The sequence below is a fragment of the Alteromonas sp. 14N.309.X.WAT.G.H12 genome (genome assembly GCF_036697315.1).
Classification (GTDB): Bacteria; Pseudomonadota; Gammaproteobacteria; order Enterobacterales; family Alteromonadaceae; genus Alteromonas.
Genome location: NZ_JBAHZB010000059.1, coordinates 4,321 through 21,892 on the forward strand (window position 1 = coordinate 4,321; position 17,572 = coordinate 21,892).

The 17,572-nt window shown below is 46.3% G+C and carries 15 protein-coding genes; 10 read left to right on the top strand and 5 right to left on the bottom strand.

Features of this window, described 5'->3' with window-relative positions:
- The 3 genes from argS to lysS form a co-directional block, all read left to right on the top strand.
- A partial coding sequence (gene argS / locus V5298_RS14030; protein WP_332932074.1) for an arginine--tRNA ligase occupies positions 1-1,240 on the top strand: 1,240 nt, incomplete at its 5' end.
- 249 nt (positions 1,241-1,489) lie between these two features.
- A protein-coding gene (gene prfB / locus V5298_RS14035) for a peptide chain release factor 2 (RefSeq protein ID WP_332932075.1) occupies positions 1,490-2,588 on the top strand; the annotation gives its coding sequence in 2 pieces (ribosomal slippage) (positions 1,490-1,564 and positions 1,566-2,588; 1,098 coding nt in all).
- Between the two features lie 25 nt (positions 2,589-2,613).
- Entirely contained in the window at positions 2,614-4,164 is a 1,551-nt protein-coding gene (gene lysS, locus V5298_RS14040; RefSeq protein ID WP_332932076.1) for a lysine--tRNA ligase, read from the top strand.
- Between the two features lie 8 nt (positions 4,165-4,172).
- Here lysS and V5298_RS14045 read toward each other — a convergent pair whose 3' ends face one another.
- Genes V5298_RS14045 through V5298_RS14055 form a run of 3 tightly spaced genes read right to left on the bottom strand, consistent with a single transcriptional unit; the run spans position 4,173 to position 6,386 of the window.
- Positions 4,173-5,084 carry a 2-dehydropantoate 2-reductase gene (locus V5298_RS14045; protein ID WP_332932077.1) on the bottom strand — a complete coding sequence of 304 codons (912 nt, stop codon included), beginning with the start codon at positions 5,082-5,084 and terminating at the stop codon, positions 4,173-4,175.
- Positions 5,081-5,800: a TIGR01621 family pseudouridine synthase gene (locus V5298_RS14050; RefSeq protein ID WP_332932078.1), complete on the bottom strand. Its 720-nt coding sequence runs from the start codon at positions 5,798-5,800 to the stop codon at positions 5,081-5,083. The genes V5298_RS14045 and V5298_RS14050 overlap by 4 nt, the downstream gene beginning before the upstream one ends.
- Before the next feature lies 1 nt (position 5,801).
- The gene (locus V5298_RS14055) at positions 5,802-6,386 is read right to left on the bottom strand and encodes an Hpt domain-containing protein (RefSeq protein ID WP_332932079.1); all 585 of its coding nucleotides are present in this window, start codon (positions 6,384-6,386) and stop codon (positions 5,802-5,804) included.
- Positions 6,387-6,603: 217 nt separating this feature from the next.
- On the opposite strand from V5298_RS14055, the gene V5298_RS14060 reads away from it, so the two are divergent.
- From V5298_RS14060 to V5298_RS14075, 4 genes are all read left to right on the top strand, one after another.
- Complete coding sequence (locus V5298_RS14060) at positions 6,604-9,438, top strand: pitrilysin family protein (protein WP_332932080.1); 2,835 nt, start codon at positions 6,604-6,606, stop codon at positions 9,436-9,438.
- A 77-nt stretch (positions 9,439-9,515) separates the two neighbouring features.
- Entirely contained in the window at positions 9,516-11,114 is a 1,599-nt protein-coding gene (gene gshA, locus V5298_RS14065; RefSeq protein ID WP_416351186.1) for a glutamate--cysteine ligase, read from the top strand.
- Between the two features lie 111 nt (positions 11,115-11,225).
- A complete protein-coding gene (locus V5298_RS14070) occupies positions 11,226-11,852 on the top strand; it encodes a hypothetical protein (protein WP_416351187.1) in 627 nt (208 codons plus the stop codon).
- 309 nt (positions 11,853-12,161) lie between these two features.
- A complete protein-coding gene (locus tag V5298_RS14075; protein ID WP_332932081.1) occupies positions 12,162-12,284 on the top strand; it encodes a DUF3149 domain-containing protein in 123 nt (40 codons plus the stop codon).
- On the opposite strand, the gene smrB is transcribed toward V5298_RS14075, so the two are convergent.
- Positions 12,281-12,841, bottom strand: a complete 561-nt coding sequence (gene smrB / locus V5298_RS14080) for an endonuclease SmrB (RefSeq protein WP_332932082.1) — start codon at positions 12,839-12,841, stop codon at positions 12,281-12,283. The genes V5298_RS14075 and smrB overlap by 4 nt on opposite strands.
- A gap of 120 nt (positions 12,842-12,961) precedes the next feature.
- Between smrB and prmB the strand changes: the two genes are divergently transcribed.
- The 3 genes from prmB to V5298_RS14095 are packed head-to-tail and all read left to right on the top strand — an operon-like array spanning position 12,962 to position 16,212.
- Positions 12,962-13,900 (top strand): 50S ribosomal protein L3 N(5)-glutamine methyltransferase, encoded by a 939-nt coding sequence (gene prmB / locus V5298_RS14085; protein ID WP_332932083.1) that lies wholly within the window; start codon positions 12,962-12,964, stop codon positions 13,898-13,900.
- Between the two features lie 5 nt (positions 13,901-13,905).
- Positions 13,906-15,006 (top strand): chorismate synthase, encoded by a 1,101-nt coding sequence (gene aroC / locus V5298_RS14090; protein WP_332932084.1) that lies wholly within the window; start codon positions 13,906-13,908, stop codon positions 15,004-15,006.
- 39 nt (positions 15,007-15,045) lie between these two features.
- Complete coding sequence (locus V5298_RS14095; RefSeq protein WP_332932085.1) at positions 15,046-16,212, top strand: MFS transporter; 1,167 nt, start codon at positions 15,046-15,048, stop codon at positions 16,210-16,212.
- Positions 16,213-16,229: 17 nt separating this feature from the next.
- On the opposite strand, the gene V5298_RS14100 is transcribed toward V5298_RS14095, so the two are convergent.
- On the bottom strand, positions 16,230-17,572 hold a 1,343-nt coding region (locus V5298_RS14100; RefSeq protein ID WP_332932086.1), incomplete at its 5' end, for a SpoVR family protein.

Sequence of the window (17,572 nt, forward strand, 5' to 3'; positions counted from 1 at the left end):
GTTCGGGATGCTTTTAGCCCATCTTTCTGACAAATTGGAAAGCGAAGTGGCAGAAACGGCGTTATCGGATTTGGAAGATTTTTACCGTGAAGCCAAGGTACGTTTCGACAATGAAGACGGCTTTGCCGACCGCGCTCGGGAATACGTGGTTAAACTGCAAGGTGGCGATGCCCGTTGTTTAGCGCTGTGGCAACAGTTTATCGATATTTCCATTCAGCACAGTGAAGAAGTGTACGAAAAGCTCAATGTCAGCCTCACCCGTGATGACATTATGGGCGAATCGGCCTATAACGATGATCTGGCCAATGTGATCACCGATTTAAAAGAAAAAGGGATTGCGGTGGAAGATCAAGGCGCCCAGGTGGTGTTTATTGATGAGTTGGCTGACAAAGAAGGCAACCCCGCTGTTTATATTGTGCAAAAATCCGGTGGCGGTTACTTGTATTCCACCACCGATCTAGCCGCCATGCGTTATCGCAGCGGAAAGTTAAATGCTGATCGTACCCTGATCCTCACCGATGCTCGTCAGGCACTGCATTTTAAGCAAACCGAAATTGTTGGTCGCAAAGCGGGCTTTATGAAGCCCGAGCAAACTTACGAGCATTGTCCCTTTGGTATGATGCTGGGCAGCGACGGTAAACCCTTTAAAACACGCACCGGTGGTACGGTGAAGCTGGTGGAACTGCTGGATGAAGCGGTGGAACGAGCCGGTAACTTGATTGCAGAACGTGCCAGCGATTTATCCGCCGAAGAACTTAAAGACGTGGCGCGTAAAGTGGGCATTGGTGCGGTTAAATATGCCGATTTAAGTAAAAACCGCACCACCGATTATGTGTTTAACTGGGACACCATGTTGAGTTTTGAAGGCAATACCGCGCCTTATTTACAATACGCCTTTACCCGGGTTCAGAGTATTTTCCGTAAATCCGGGATTTCCCCTGCGGATTTACCCGGTGCCATGACCTTTACCGAAAAACAGGAGCATGCGTTAGCCGTGCTCTTGCTTCAGTTTGAAGAGGTTGTGGGCATCATTTCCCGGGACGCAACGCCCCATGTGTTATGTACCTACCTGTATGATGTGGCCAGCGCCTTTATGTCTTTTTATGAAGCCTGTCCTATTTTAAAAGACGGTATTGATGAAAAAGTCCGTAACAGCCGTTTAGAGTTGGCAGCGCTGGTAGCTAAAACCCTTGAGCAGGGGTTGTCGTTATTGGGGATCGAAACGTTAGATAAAATGTAAAGCGTACTGTTTTGCTCTGTTAAAAGCGCCGTTTTTCGGCGCTTTTTGGTTTGTCATATACGTTTTTAGGTGAAAAACGTTTAGGTGATGCCTTTGGGGTTACGCAAACGGGTTACCTTGTTGCAGAGCAAGCAAAGAATTCGCAATAAACCGGCATTTCAGGTGATTTCTACGCTTAACGGGCTATCAAAATAAGCATAAATTCGGTACTATTCGCGGTCTTATTTTCAACAGAAACATGGCGATAAAATGTTTGAAGTCAACCCTGTTAAAAATGCCATAGAAGATATCCGTGCCCGAGCTGATGCACTTCGGGGGTATCTTTGACTTTGATGCAAAGTCAGAGCGTTTAGAAGAAGTTAATCGGGAGCTGGAAAGCCCCGAAGTATGGAATGAACCCGAGCGCGCCCAAGCGTTAGGGAAAGAAAAAGTTGCCCTTGAGCAGGTTGTTGAGACGATCCACAAACTGGATCAGGGCACCGAAGATGTGGAAGGTTTGCTTGAGCTTGCCATTGAAGCCGAAGATGAAGAAACCTTCGAAGAAGCCCAAGTGGAATTGGCTGCGCTTATTACCGATCTGGAAGGGCTTGAATTTCGCCGTATGTTTTCCGGCCCCAATGACAGCAGTGATTGTTACCTTGATTTGCAAGCCGGATCTGGGGGCACTGAAGCCCAGGATTGGGCAAATATGTTACTGCGCATGTATCTTCGATGGGGAGAAGCCCATGGCTTTAAAACCGAAATCATCGAGCTTTCCGACGGCGAAGTGGCGGGAATTAAAAGTGCCACCATCCGTTTTCAGGGCGAGTACGCTTTTGGCTGGTTAAGAACCGAAACCGGTGTGCACCGGTTAGTGCGTAAATCGCCATTTGATTCGGGTAACCGCAGACATACGTCGTTCTCGTCGGCGTTTGTGTACCCGGAAATTGATGATGATATCCAGATAGATATTGATCCATCGGAGCTAAGAATTGATACATATCGTGCCTCAGGCGCGGGTGGTCAGCACGTTAACCGCACCGATTCGGCGGTACGGATCACCCACGAACCAACCGGCATTGTGGTGCAGTGTCAGAATGACCGCTCACAACATAAAAATAAAGATCAGGCAATGAAGCAACTGAAAGCCAAGCTCTATGAGTATGAGTTGCAAAAGCAAAATGCCGAAAAACAAGCGATGGAAGACAGCAAATCCGATATTGGCTGGGGAAGTCAGATCCGTTCTTACGTATTAGACGATTCCCGCATTAAAGATTTGCGCACCGGGGTGGAAACCCGCAATACCCAAGCCGTTCTTGACGGCGATTTAGATAAATTCATTCAAGCCAGCTTAAAATCTGGTTTGTAAATCACCCACTTAAAGTGAATAGGTTATGACTGACCAACAACTTGATGAAAACAAACTTATTGCCGAGCGCCGCGCTAAGCTGAGTGCGATTCGACAACAATGCCGTGCGAACGGCTTTCCTAATAACTTCCGTCGTGAAAATTATGCCGAAGAATTACAACAGAAATTCGGCGAATTCGATAAAGAAACGCTGGAAAGTCAGGGAAACATGGTGTCTGTGGCTGGCCGTATTATGGCAAAGCGCGGGCCGTTTATACTGCTTCAGGATATGACTGGCCGCATTCAGGCCTATGCCGATAAAGCCACACAAAAAGAGATTAAAGCGAAGTTTGGTTCGCTGGATATCGGCGATATTATTGGTGTTGCCGGTGCCTTGCATAAGTCTGGCAAAGGCGATCTTTATGTGACGATGGATAACTGGCAATTACTGACCAAAGCGTTACGTCCATTGCCTGAAAAATTCCATGGTTTAAGTGATCAGGAAACCAAATATCGTCAGCGCTATGTGGATCTGATCACCAGCGAAAAAACCCGTGAAACCTTTAAAGTTCGCAGCGCCATTATTAACGGTATTCGCCAATACTTGACCAACAAAGACTACATTGAGGTGGAAACCCCCATGTTGCAGGTCATTCCAGGTGGTGCCACGGCAAAACCTTTTGTCACCCATCACAATGCCATGGACATTGATATGTACCTGCGTATTGCCCCGGAACTGTATCTGAAACGTTTGGTTGTGGGTGGCTTTGAACGGGTATTTGAAATTAACCGTAATTTCCGTAACGAAGGTTTGTCTACCCGTCACAATCCAGAATTTACCATGCTGGAGTTCTATCAGGCCTATGCGGATTACCACGACCTGATGAACCTTACAGAAGACATGCTGCGTAAGCTCGCTGAAGATATTTTAGGCTCGCCGGAGCTGGTGAATACCGAGCGCGACAGTGAAGGCAATGTGATCAGCGAAACCCATTACGACTTTGGTAAACCCTTTGAACGTTTAACCATGGGCGATGCCATTTTGAAATATTGGCCCGAGGCCAATGAAGCGGCCATTCGTGATCCCGAAGCGCACCTCGATGAAATGAAAGCCATGGCTAAGCAGCTGCATATCAAAGAGCCGGAAGTGGACGGAATTTGGGGCGCGGGTAAGTATTTATGTGAGATTTTTGAAGCCACCGCGGAAGAAAAGCTCATTCAACCTACCTTTATTACTGCCTATCCATGGGAAGTGTCTCCGTTGGCCCGTCGTAATGATGACAATCCGTTTATCACCGATCGCTTCGAGTTCTTTGTTGGCGGCCGTGAAATTGCCAATGGATTCAGCGAGCTCAATGATCCTGAAGATCAAGCAGAGCGATTCCGCAAACAGGTAGAAGAAAAAGATGCGGGTGACGATGAGGCCATGCATTTTGATGATGATTATATTCGAGCATTAGAATATGGTCTGCCACCGACGGCAGGACAGGGCATTGGTATCGACCGTCTGACTATGTTGTTTACTGACAGTCCAACCATCAAAGACGTGATCTTGTTCCCCCATATGAAACCACAGGCAGCAGAAAGTCACGACTAAACCCGTTGTTAGTTGCCTGCACTAAGGCGCAAGATTTTCTGATATAAAGCGGTATTGATGGGCACATCAATACCGTTTTTTTTCGCCTGTTTTATCAGGTAACCGGTGATCCCATCAATTTCAGTTTGCCGGCCATGGTGCAGATCCTGATGCATACTGGAATAGTTGTTGGCGGTGTTTTGTATGACTTTGTTCACCGTTGCCACTAGGGTTTGGCTGTCGGCCGCATATCCACAGGCTGTCATTACCGCTGCCGTTTCATGGCAAATGGCGAGAATAGCTTGCCCATAGCGAGGGTTACTCAGTGCGCCATTGGGAATATTATGAAGGGCGGTAAGTGGGTTAATCACCAAATTGATTGCCAGCTTTTCCCACAAGGCCGCCCGAATATCCTCTTGCCACAAAACCGGCGGCAAACAGGTGCTGACTAGCTCGATAACACGTTTGTTTAATCGAGTTTGCTCACCGGCCGTGTCCTTTATGGGGGCGATAACGCCGAGTTTGGTTTCACCCTTGCCTGTGTGTTTAACCTGGCGGGGGGAAACTTTCAGCGCTCCATGACTGGTGGTGGCTAAATACAGCGGATTATTTGGCAGTATCGATGCTAAAACCTCATCGCCTCCCATACCGTTTTGTAGCAGCACTACCGGTGTCTTTTCATCAATTAAGTGTTTCCATTGCTCGAGGGCAGGAGCGACCTGATAGTATTTTACCGGTAGGATCAGTAAATCTTGTGCCGACAGCGTAACCTGCGGTTGGCCGCCTAGCTGGGTTGATGTGCCATCAAGGTGTTCTACCTCGGCAACCGCGGGTCGTACAGCACGTAAAAGTACCGAATAGGCATGCTGGTTTTGCTGGGCACCGGCGGCCAGAAGAGACCCAATGGCACCGTCACCGACAATGGCAATATGCGCGCTCATAAGGCCCCTGTTATCGCATCAGTAGAGGGGTTGGGTAGGGTAAATTTGGGCCAGTTAAGGGCTTGTATCTCTCCCAACTGCGCTAACCATGAGGCGAATTCGGCGGATATGAAATCATTACCTTGAGTCGGCGGGCAAACAACTCCAAAGGCTTGGTTATTGTAGGAAAAAAAGAGGGCATAGGCATGCAAGCTCACTCTATCTTGCTGAGCTGCGCCGTACAGGGTGTCGCCAGAAATGGGGGCGCCTAAGCTTTTCATGGCCACACGAATTTGATGGGTTTTTCCCGTTAGGGGTTTTATTAACGCCACCCGGCCTCGCAGGGGAATGTGGTAACTAAAAAACTGTGTTACTGCCGGGTTATGCCGCGTTTTTAGTAAAACGTGCTGACCTCGTCGGCGATTTTTCATGTCACCGGCGACGGTCCCCTGTTTTTTTGATGGCTTGGCCGACAACATGGCCAGATAATATTTTTGTATTTGTTTATTGCTAAATAACTGACTTAATTGTGAGGCCGCCGACGCATTTCTGGCTATTAGCAGGCAACCGGAGGTAACGGAATCTAAGCGATGACACAAATACAAGGCGGTTTCGCCAGTCAAAGCGGTGAGCGCAGGTATTATGCCACTTTTAGCGTCATGCATTGGCATACCAACGGGTTTATTAATGATGTAAAAATCCCGATGGGTAAAAATAATATGGGTAGGTAAAAGCAAACTAGCCTCGGATCAGTGTCAACGCCGTATCATAATCAAGTTCGTCAATGGCATCTTTTACCGTTTGTTGCAGTGCCAGATCGGAGGTGGTTTCGTTTAGCCATTCATCTAACTGATCTTGAGCGATAAATTCATTTTGTTCCAACGCCTGAATAAAGGTTTCTGGCGCGGCAATCTTGCCTTCCTGTGTAGCAGGGGCATTTGTCGATGACGTCGCCTTGGTGGGCGAATCAATCAAAGACGGCGTTTGCTGCAATTGTGTAACGTAAGAAAGTGTGGCCGACAGGGTCAAACAAAAAGACGGGAAGGTCGATGGAATGGCTGACTGGGCTTTGAGTTCGGTTTCAGTTTGCTTACAGGCTTGGTGTAAACGTGTAATGCCTAAATTCCCCGCCACGCCTTTTATGGTATGAAGGTGGTTTTTTGCTTCCTGCCATTGGCCGTTTTGTAGCATGGTATTGAGTTTATCTTCTGAGTGCTGGTATTCGTCGGCAAATTTTTGCAATAAACGCAGAAACAGCGTTTTATTCCCATTTAGCTGGGATAAGCCGAATTCAAGGTCAATGATCTCGGTGGCAGAATCCATAATTACTCCTAGAACGTATACACAGTCAGTGTATTTCATTGTGTAATAAATTGATACAAACGACATAACTTGGTATAGGTTTTATATTGCATTTTCTGGTAGTCTTCACGCTTATATCCGTTTTCAGCAACTTTATTGTCATTTTGGACTCTGTATACCAGAGCATTGCCGTTATGTTCGAAAATGCGTTATCAAAATTATTAAAGAAGGAAGCCAAATGGCATTATCTTTACCCATAAAAGTAGTTCTTTGTGCGAGCATTGTTACGTTGTTATTGGGGTGTCAGGCACAACAGCCCGAAAATCATTCTTTAGATAGCGATCCTTCCGATATTCATATTCCCCATATAAAATATACCTTAGATAACGGATTAACGGTGATCCTGCACGAGGACCATTCTGATCCATTAGTTCATGTGGATGTGACCTACCATGTGGGTAGCGCCAGAGAAGAGCCTGGAAAAAGTGGCTTCGCCCATTTCTTTGAGCATATGATGTTTCAGGGCTCTGAACATGTTGCAGATGAAGAACATTTTAGAATAATTACCGAAGCTGGGGGCACCCTTAACGGGAGTACCACCACGGATCGCACCAATTACTTTGAAACCGTACCGGCTAATCAGCTGGAGAAAATGCTGTGGTTAGAAGCCGATCGCATGGGGTTTTTATTGCCAGCGGTGAATCAAACCAAGTTTGAAAATCAGCGTGAAACGGTTAAAAACGAACGGGGGCAGCGGGTGGATAACCGGCCCTACGGTTTACGCTCAGAAAAAATTGGCGAGGCCTTATATCCGCCAGGCCATCCTTATTCTTGGTCTACCATCGGTTACATAGAAGATCTCGACAGGGTTAACGTTAACGATTTAAAAGCCTTTTTTAAACGCTGGTATGGACCCAATAATGCGGTGTTAACCATAGGTGGTGATATTGACGTTAAACAAACCCGTCAGTGGATAGAAAAGTACTTTGGTTCAATTCCAAGAGGTCCAGACGTGGAAGAGCCTAAGCCTCAGCCTGTGGTGTTATCCGAAGATCGGTACGTGACGCTGGAAGATAAAGTACACCTACCGTTAATTCAAGTGACCTTTCCAACGGTTTATGCCCGTCATCCTGATGAAGCACCATTAGATGTGTTAGCCGATATTCTAGGCGGCGGGAAAACCTCGCTGTTTTACAAAAATCTGGTAAAAGAAGGGTTAGCCGTACAAGCCAGCGTGGGACATCCATGCAAAGAGTTGGCCTGTGAATTTCAGTTGCTGGCGTTGGCAAATCCGCAGCGTATTTCTAATTTATCCACGTTGAATGAATTAATTGAGAAAACCCTGGCTGAATTTGAAGTGCGCGGCGTGCAAGACGATGATCTGGCACGAACCAAAGCCGGGATAGAAGCATCGACCATTTTTAGTCTGCAAAGCGTGGCCGGTAAAGTAAGCGCCTTAGCCAGTAATGAAACCTTTTACGGCAAGGCCGATCTCGTGGCGGCAGATTTACATCGATACAGTGATGTGACTGCAGAGGATGTGATGCGTGTTTATCACAAATACATTAAAGGCAAGCATGCTGTTACCTTGTCCATTGTGCCCCAAGGTCACCCTGAAGTTGCTGCCCATGAACAAACGTTTGAATTCACAAAACGGGATATTGGCGATGTCACTTTAGTGACAAACGAAGTGACCCAGCCGGAGATCCACGATGATTTTGATCGTTCAGTAGAACCCAAAGCCGGTCCTGCGCCCATTGTTCGTGTTCCTGCATTTTGGGAAGCCCAACTGTCTAACCAGATTGCCATGCTGGGGGTGACCAGTGATGAAACGCCCACGGTTACCCTCACCATTAATCTTGAAGGCGGGATGTTGCTCGATCCCATAGAAAAAGCTGGGTTAGCAAACTTCACGGCATCTATGATGAATGAATCTACCGAGCACTTCAGCAATGAGATGTTGTCCAATGAGCTGGCAAAACTGGGCAGTAGTATCCGCTTTAGCGCGTCCGGCCGATACACTCAGATTTATGTTTCATCTTTGACCAAAAACCTCGATAAAACATTAGCCCTGCTTGAAGAAAAGCTGTATCACCCCGCGTTTTCAGAGGCCGATTTTAACCGCTTAAAAAACCGCATGGTGCAGGGGATGAAGCAGAGCATGCGCAACCCAAGTTATCTGGCTGATAGAGCAACAGATTACGTACTGTTTGGTGACGGCAATCGGGTAAGTTTGCCAACCAGTGGCACCTTAGAAACCATCGATAACATCACACTTGCGGATATTAAATCCTTCTACAATACCTATTATTCGTCTTCCAATGCCAGTGTGGTGGCAGTCAGTAATCTGCAACAAGATGAGATGGTTTCTGCCTTGTCGTTTTTACAAGATTGGCAGGCGAAGCCCTATAGCATTCCCTCCCCAAGTGGGTTTCCTAACTACAAAGGGACTCAGCTATTTTTAGTGGATAGCCCTGGGGCGGTGCAATCTTCGGTGCATATTGTTAAACGGTCGCTACCTTTTGATGCCACCGGAGATTATTTTCTGTCTCGGTTAATGAATTTCCCTTTAGGCGGTGGGTTTAACAGCCGGGTAAATCTGAATTTACGGGAAGATAAAGGCTATACTTACGGTGCTTCAACCTCGTTTATAGGTGGCAAAACCTTAGGTTGGTTTGATGCCCAGGCCGATGTGAATGCGGTGAGTACTGTTGATGCCATTAAAGAGTTTATTAAAGAAATAGAGCGTTATCGTCAAACGGGGATGACAGCCGAAGAGCTGGCATTCATGCGCAATGCTTTTACATTAAGCGATGCTCTTGAGTATGAAACGCCAAGTAGTAAAGTGGCATTTCTTAGACAAATGCAAGCTTATGATCTTCCCGATAATTATCGAGAAATTCAAACTGATCTTATCAATCAGGTAAGTTTGGATACCCTAAACAGTATGGCTAAGCAGCAATTGAATGTGAACGACATGCAAATTATTGTCGTGGGAGATAAAGCCAGCTTAGCCGAACCACTGGCAGAGCTGGGTTACCCCATTGTGCCATTATCATTTTCTGACAACTAATTATTTTAGTTTGCTATTGAATTATATGGGGAAGGCCCAAGAATAACGGGCTCCCGTAACCAGTATGGATAAATACGTTGACCTCATCAAAGCTTAATTTTAATCGTCGCCTTGAGGCGATGAAAAATACAAAGTGCTTAACGGCACTGCGGGATATCAAACATGGTGTAGAGCGGGAAGGGTTGCGTATTAAACCTTCAGGCTCCTTAGCAACTACGCCTCATCCAGAAAAGCTGGGTGCCGCGCTTACCCATGAGTGTATTACGACAGATTTTTCTGAATCCTTGTTAGAGTTTATTACTCCGCCGGTGGCAAATAGCGCGGTCACAGAAACCCAGTTAAAAGATATTCACAAGTTTGCCCTTGAAAACATGGAAGGCGAAATACTCTGGCCCATGAGTATGCCGTGTTTTATTGACGATGAAGCACATATTCCCCTTGCGTATTTTGGTGAGTCCAATGTGGGTAAAATGAAACGTGTTTATCGACTGGGATTGAAAAATCGTTATGGCAGCATGATGCAAGCCATTGCCGGCGTGCATTTTAACTTCTCTTTGCCTGATACGTTTTGGCAAGAATGGGCGGCCATGAATGGGGAGCGAAGTAATCAAGATCAAATCTCGGCTGATTACTTCTCCCTTATTCGTAACTATCGTCGTTTTTGCTGGCTGTTGCCTTATCTGTATGGCGCATCACCTGCGTTGTGTGGCTCTTTTATTGCCGGTAAATCCACGCATTTACCTTTTAAAAAGGTGGGCAAAGGGTCGGTTTACTTGCCCTATGCAACGTCTTTGCGTATGAGTGATTTAGGCTACACCAATTCTGAGCAATCCGCGTTACAGATCTGCTACAACCAATTATCTACCTACGTGGATAAACTGCGTAGTGCCATGTATACGCCGTCGGAAAACTTCAAGCATTTTGCCGCCGGTGAAGGTGGGCACTTTCAACAGTTATCGAAAAATATTCTACAGATTGAAAACGAATTGTATTCCCCCATTCGACCTAAACAACCCACGGCATCGTTGGAAAAGCCTACTGATGCATTGGTGAGACGGGGCGTGAGCTATGTGGAAGTCCGGGTATTGGATGTGAACCCGTTTTCTCCGGTAGGCATCGAGAAGTCGCAAATGGACTTTCTAGATGTGTTTATGGTGTCTTGCTTGCTAATGGACAGTCCTGAGATGACTGGGGAAGCGTTAAAAGAAGCCAGCGAGAATATGAATAAGGTTGTACTGGAAGGGCGGGATCCGGATTTGATGCTTGCAAAAAATGGCGAGAACCTGCCATTTAGTACCTGGTCCGCCGAATTGTTTGACACCTTCAGACAAACCGCTGAACTGCTGGATGAAGCCAACGATACCGAGGATTATTCTCGGGCGGTGGCGGCACAGTGGGATAAAGTCTTGCAACCTGAGTTAACGCCGTCAGGCAAAATATTGTCGCATCTTTTACAGGAAAATATGGACAACAGCACTTATGGTTTGGAATTGGCCCAACGCTATGCTCACACCATTGCCAGCCATGATTACCAGCATTACGCCAAAGATGACTTTGAAAACATGGCGAAAACCTCTTTAGCTATGCAAGAAGAAATTGAGTCTGAAGAACAAGCGCCTTTTGCCGACTTTATTCAGGATTATTTTTCTGCCCCTTTAGCTAAGAAAGATGCCTGATAAGTAGATAAAAAAAATGCCTAGCAAAAAAGCTAGGCATAAATATTGTTCCAGGGAAACACACACATTTTGCTAGAACACTTATTTGGACATCATTCTGTGAAAAAGTTCATTTGGAATTTCCGGTTTTTTAGAGCCAGTTTTTATCTGCTTCCTGCGCTGTTGCTGGCAGGATGCGCAACCTCACCGCCGCAAGATACCAGCAATATCTGCGAAATCTTCTATGAAAAAGATGATTGGTATGATGCCGCTGCTGACACCCGAGATAAATGGGGTGTGCCCATTCATGTGCCCATGGCCATCATGTATCAGGAAAGCTCATTTCGTCATGATGCATTACCGCCAAAAGATTATGTGTTTTTCGGCTTAATTCCCTGGGGACGGGTGAGTTCCGCTTACGGTTATTCTCAGGCCAAGACCATTACCTGGTCTGATTACGTAAAAGAAACGGGTAACAGTTGGGCAGACAGAGACGATTTCGATGACGCAATGGATTTTATGGGCTGGTTTATTGCCAAGTCTTATAAAATTAATGGCGTATCTAAGTGGGACGCCTATGCCCAATATTTAAATTATCATGAAGGGTGGGGCGGTTATAAGCGTCGCTCTTATGATAAAAAACCATGGCTAAAAAAGGTAGCCGCAAAAGTGAAGGCCCGTTCACTACGCTATGCTGCGCAATTAAAAACCTGTGAAGAAGATTTACAGAAAAGTTGGTTTTGGAAGCTGTTTTCCTGATAGTGCCATTTATTAGAGCAAGGTAGCTGGTAGATATAAGAAAAATAGTAGGCAGGCGCACCACACACCTGCCTACAATCGACGCTAAGCCAAGACCGTTAATCACCCAACGTCGAACAGGCAGGATCAATATATTGAAAATGATAATGATTTGCAATGGCGTTTTAGGGTTAATTCTATCTTTTCTGTAAATCCCGTTGATCTAGGTCAGTTTTTGTCTCTAAGCAAAAAATAGCCGTTGATTCAGATCACAGAAATCCCACCGAAAGTAGCGCACACTTACCCCATGAAGAAATGAGGAGAACCCACATGCTAATGACAATGCTAAAAGATCCCGTCGTCTGGGGTTCACTGCTAGGTATATTCATTATGATTGTCATGATGGTGTACTACACCTATCTGTTTATGCACAACAGTGCTGGCGACGATTAGCCGGCATTGAGCGGGTCGAGGGTTTCGACCAACACGAGTAACGCGCCTTGCCCTCCATATTCCAGGGGTGCCTGATGAAATGCTTTGACATGGGGGTGTTGAATTAGGTAATGGGGCAAGGCGTTTTTTAATATTCCCGAACCAATGCCATGTACAATGGCAACGCAATCGATAAGCTCTTTACGGGCTGTGTAAAGTAAAGCCGAGAGTTCCTGCTTGGTGGAATCACGATTGAGACCGTGTAAATCTAACACCAGCTCAGGATAAAAATCCCCCCTACGTAACCGCTTCAAACTATGACTTGGCTCATCGGGTCGACAATAACGCATGGGCCCTTCAGTGGGCAAACTGGCTTGATACATATCAGAAAACGCAAAACTGGCATCAAGGAGCCGACGCTGCCGGTGATCTGGCGTACTGGCCGAATGAAGGCGTTTTACCGGTGTAATACGGCGTTTATGCTGGTAAGTGTCTTGCTTCAACGGCTTGATACCGGTGACCGCATCGCGAAAAAGGGACAAGTCATCGTCGTTGTCCGGTTTCCCGTTATTTGTCAAAACTTGCCTCCTTTCTTGTGGGTTACCCGGCCTCTGTAGCCTAGTGTGGAATTTGTGTTGGGAGTCTCCCTCGAGTTTCGGTATGATACCAGCTTTATTTCAGGCAATGTACTACACTCGATGACCGATAAAATATATTTAGAAGAAGCCATTAATGAACTACACAGTATTTTAGATATGGTGAGATGGTCTGTCAGTCGATTTAATGATGCACAATTATTTTATGGGCACGGCACCGATAACAGTTGGGATGAAGCGGTAAGTTTGGTGATGTATGCCCTTCATTTACCCCATGATCTGATCACCCAAACCGGTGATGGCTTGTTTTCTGCCAAATTAACCTGCTCAGAGAAAGAGAAAGTGGCAGATTTGGTGTTAAAGCGGGTGCAAACAAGAATGCCCCTACCTTATATCACCCACGAAGCCTGGTTTTGTGGCTTGCCCTTTTACGTTGATGAAAGGGTGCTTATTCCGCGCTCGCCATTTGCTGAATTGATTAAAAATCGATTTGCTCAATATGTGACGGATGAACCCGCCAATATTCTAGATATGTGTACCGGTGGTGGCTGTATTGCGGTGGCCCTTGCCCATGCATTTGAAGAGGCGCAAGTGGACGCGGTAGATATTTCCCATGACGCCCTTGAAGTGGCAGATTATAATATCCAGGAATATCAATTGGGTCATCGGGTATTCCCTATTCATTCCGATTTGTTTTCAAGTTTAAAAGGGCAAAAATACGACCTGATTGTGTCCAATCCGCCCTACGTTGACGAACAAGACATGAATGATTTGCCCGATGAATTCCAGCATGAACCAGAACTGGCGCTGGCCGCCGGTGAAGATGGCCTTGATCTTGTTCATCAAATGCTTGAGCAGGCGCCGTCTTATTTAAACGATAATGGCTGGCTGTTTGTGGAGGTGGGTAATAGTCAGGTTCATATGGCGACGCGCTTTCCCTCACTGAATGTTGAGTGGGTAGAGTTGATACACGGTGGGCACGGTATTTTTGCTGTGTCTAAAGCTTCGCTGGTTTCTTATTTTAACGGAAAGGAAAAGTAATTCAGATGGCAGGTAATAGCTTCGGAAAAATGTTCACTGTCACCACCTTTGGTGAAAGTCACGGTATTGCTATTGGTGGCGTAGTGGATGGTTGTCCACCGGGATTATCGCTTACAGAAGCCGATTTACAGGTAGATCTGGATCGTAGAAAGCCAGGCACCTCCCGTTATACAACGGCTCGACGTGAAGGTGACGAAGTGCAAATCCTTTCTGGTGTGTTTGAAGGCCAGACAACCGGTACAAGTATTGGTTTACTGATACAAAATACCGATCAACGTAGTAAAGACTATTCGAATATTGCGGATCGCTTTAGACCGGGACACGCAGATTACACCTACCATCAAAAATACGGTACCCGTGATTATCGTGGAGGTGGCCGTTCTTCAGCCCGTGAAACGGCTATCCGTGTTGCTGCCGGTGGTATTGCGAAAAAGTTTCTCAAGCAGGAATACGGCATTGAGATCCATGGCTATCTTTCACAACTTGGTCCAATAAAAGTGGAAACGGTGGATCATGCCGTAACCAACACCAACCCGTTTTTTTGCCCGGATGAAAGTAAACTGGAAGCCCTTGATGCCTATATGCGGGATCTTAAAAAATCTGGTGACTCCATAGGTGCCAAAGTTTCTGTTGTGGCTACAGGCGTGCCTGTTGGCTTAGGTGAGCCGGTTTTTGATCGTCTTGATGCCGATATTGCCGCTGCCATGATGGGGATCAACGCAGTGAAGGGTGTTGAGCTCGGTGATGGCTTTGATGTTATCGAACAAAAAGGCAGTGAACACCGAGATACGCTGACGCCAGAAGGATTTGCCAGCAATCATGCCGGTGGTGTACTTGGCGGCATTTCCAGTGGCCAGGATGTGGTGGTACATATGGCGTTAAAGCCAACCTCCAGCATCTCTGTACCGGGTAAAACCATTGATGTTGACGGTAACGAAATTGAGATTGTAACCAAAGGTCGTCACGATCCTTGTGTGGGCATACGGGCCGTGCCCATCGCCGAAGCCATGTTGGCCATTGTACTGATGGATCACTGCTTGCGTCATCGCGCGCAAAATACCGGTGTATCTACGCAAACTCCGGTGATCCCTGGCAAGAAAGCCTAGTTCCTTGTCCTCCTGTAATTTTTCTTTTTGGTGCGTGTTATGAAAGCTCATTCACGCACTAACATCATTTTGTTGGCGGTAACCTACTGGCTGTACTTCGGTCAGTTGGGGGTACTCACACCTTATCTTGGCATCTTCTTGGATGGTCGAGGTTTTAGTTCAGCCGATATTGGTGAATTGTGGGCAGTGATCACCTTGTCGCGCATAGTGGGGCCGTCTTTATGGGCAAGTATTGCGGATAAATCGGGCAATGCCATTAATGTGGTACGTCTTGGCTGTTTTCTCACTGTGGTTTGTTTTACCTCTGTTTTTTGGTTCCACAGCTTTTGGGGCTTAACCCTGGCGTTTGGGTTAATGATGATGTTTTGGACGGCGGTATTGCCCCAATTAGAAGTCATAACCATTCAATCTGTTACGCCTACCCGGGTCAGTTATGGGCAGGTGCGCCTTTGGGGCAGCATTGGTTTTATTGTACTTACTGTGGTGGTGGGTAAAGCGTTAGATCATTACTCTTCAGAAGCGCCCATTTACGCCAGTTTTGCAGTACTTACCGGGCTATTTATAAGTACGCTGTTTATTTCACAACCTCAGCAGAAAATCCATAAGCAGGCCGAGCAGGGATCACTTTGGCATGTGATGAAAAACCGTACGTTTCTACTGTTTTTATTGTCAGCCTCGTTACTGCAGGCCAGCTTTGGCGCTTACTACGGCTTTTTTGCCTTGTATATGCGGGATCTCAACTATTCAGGGCAGGTTACCGGTTTATTGATTGCGGTTGGCGTGGTAGCTGAAATCGGTATTTTTCTTATTGCTCGGCGTCTTATCAAACGTTTTGGGGTGTACCTATTGTTACAGACTTGCTTGATCCTCACTGCGGTACGTTGGTTCGCTCTGGCACAATGGGCAGAATATGCTGCAGTGGTGGTGGCAAGCCAGTTAATCCATGCATTGAGTTTTGGTCTAGCGCACGTGACGGCAATGCACTTTATTACTCACTTTTTCCCCGCACAATATCAAAGCCGGGGGCAGGCGGTTTATGTGAGTGTAGCCTTCGGTCTAGGCGGGGCTGTGGGGAATTACGTGGCCGGTCAATTATGGCAACAAGGTACCCAGGCTTTTGAAACATTCTTCTTTGCCACTTTGGCGGCCTCGCTGGCAGCCATCAGTCTTGTTTTTTGTGATCACCGAGTGATGAACAAAAGCTAGGGGAGTAACCCTAGCCATTAGAAGGCCGGGCTGTTACCGCTGCGTTTGCAGCTTGCAATGATTTCCGTCTCGCCGTTATCCGTGCTTTGTTCTAAAAACACATCAAACTTCCATAGTCTAAATAGGTGGCGCATGACTTCGTCTTTGGAGTTGGCCAGTGGAATGCCATTTTGTGGTACGTAGCGTAGCGTTAAAGAGCGATCACCGCGAATATCCACGTTATACACCTGAATATTCGGCTCCAGATTACTGAGGTTGTATTGTGCCGATAGCTTCTCTCGAATAGCAAGATAGCCCTTTTCGTCATGAATAGCACTGACACTGACAAAGGGATCACTGGCATTATCTTCAATGGCAAATAACTTAAAATCGCGGATCAACTTAGGTGAGAGAAACTGACTGATAAAGCTCTCATCTTTAAAGTTGCGCATGGCAAAATGCACTGTTTCCAACCAGTCTTTACCGGCGACATCGGGCAAATAATATTTATCTTCCTCGGTGGGGTTTTGGCACATGCGTTTGATGTCCATAAACATGTTAAACCCGAGGGCGTAGGGGTTGATCCCTGAATAATAGGGTTTGTTGTACTCAGGTTGCATAACAACATTGCTGTGATTATGCAAAAACTCAAGCATAAACCGATCAGTCACCAGACCTTCATCGTACATTTGATTGAGAATATGGTAATGCCAGAAACACGCCCAGCCTTCATTCATTACCTGGGTTTGTTTTTGCGGGTAGAAATACTGAGAGACCTTTCTCACTATCCGAACCAGTTCCCTCTGCCAAGGCTCTAATAGCGGGGCATTTTTCTCAATAAAATATAATAAGTTTTCTTGCGGTTCGGCAGGAAACCGGCGCTGCTTAGGTTTACTGTCTAAGGGATTATCGGGCAGGGTGCGCCATAATTCGTTGACTTGAGATTGCAGGTATTTTTCCCGTTCTTCCTGTCGCGCCTGCTCTTCTTGTAAGGAGATTTTTTGTGGGCGCTTATAGCGATCAACGCCATAATTCATCAAAGCATGGCAGGAATCCAGGGTATTTTCCACTTCATCGGTGCCATAACGTTGCTCGCATTGAGCAATGTACTTTTTGGCAAACACCAGATAATCAATGATGGAGCTGGCGTCTGTCCAGGTTTGAAACAGGTAATTTCCTTTAAAAAAGGAGTTATGGCCGTAACAGGCATGGGCCATCACCAAGGCTTGCATGGTAATGGTGTTTTCTTCCATTAGGTAGGCAATACAGGGGTCGGAATTAATCACGATCTCGTAGGCTAACCCCATTTGCCCACGGCGATAATTCTGTTCTGTTTGAATGAATTTTTTACCAAATGACCAGTGGGAATAATTAATGGGCA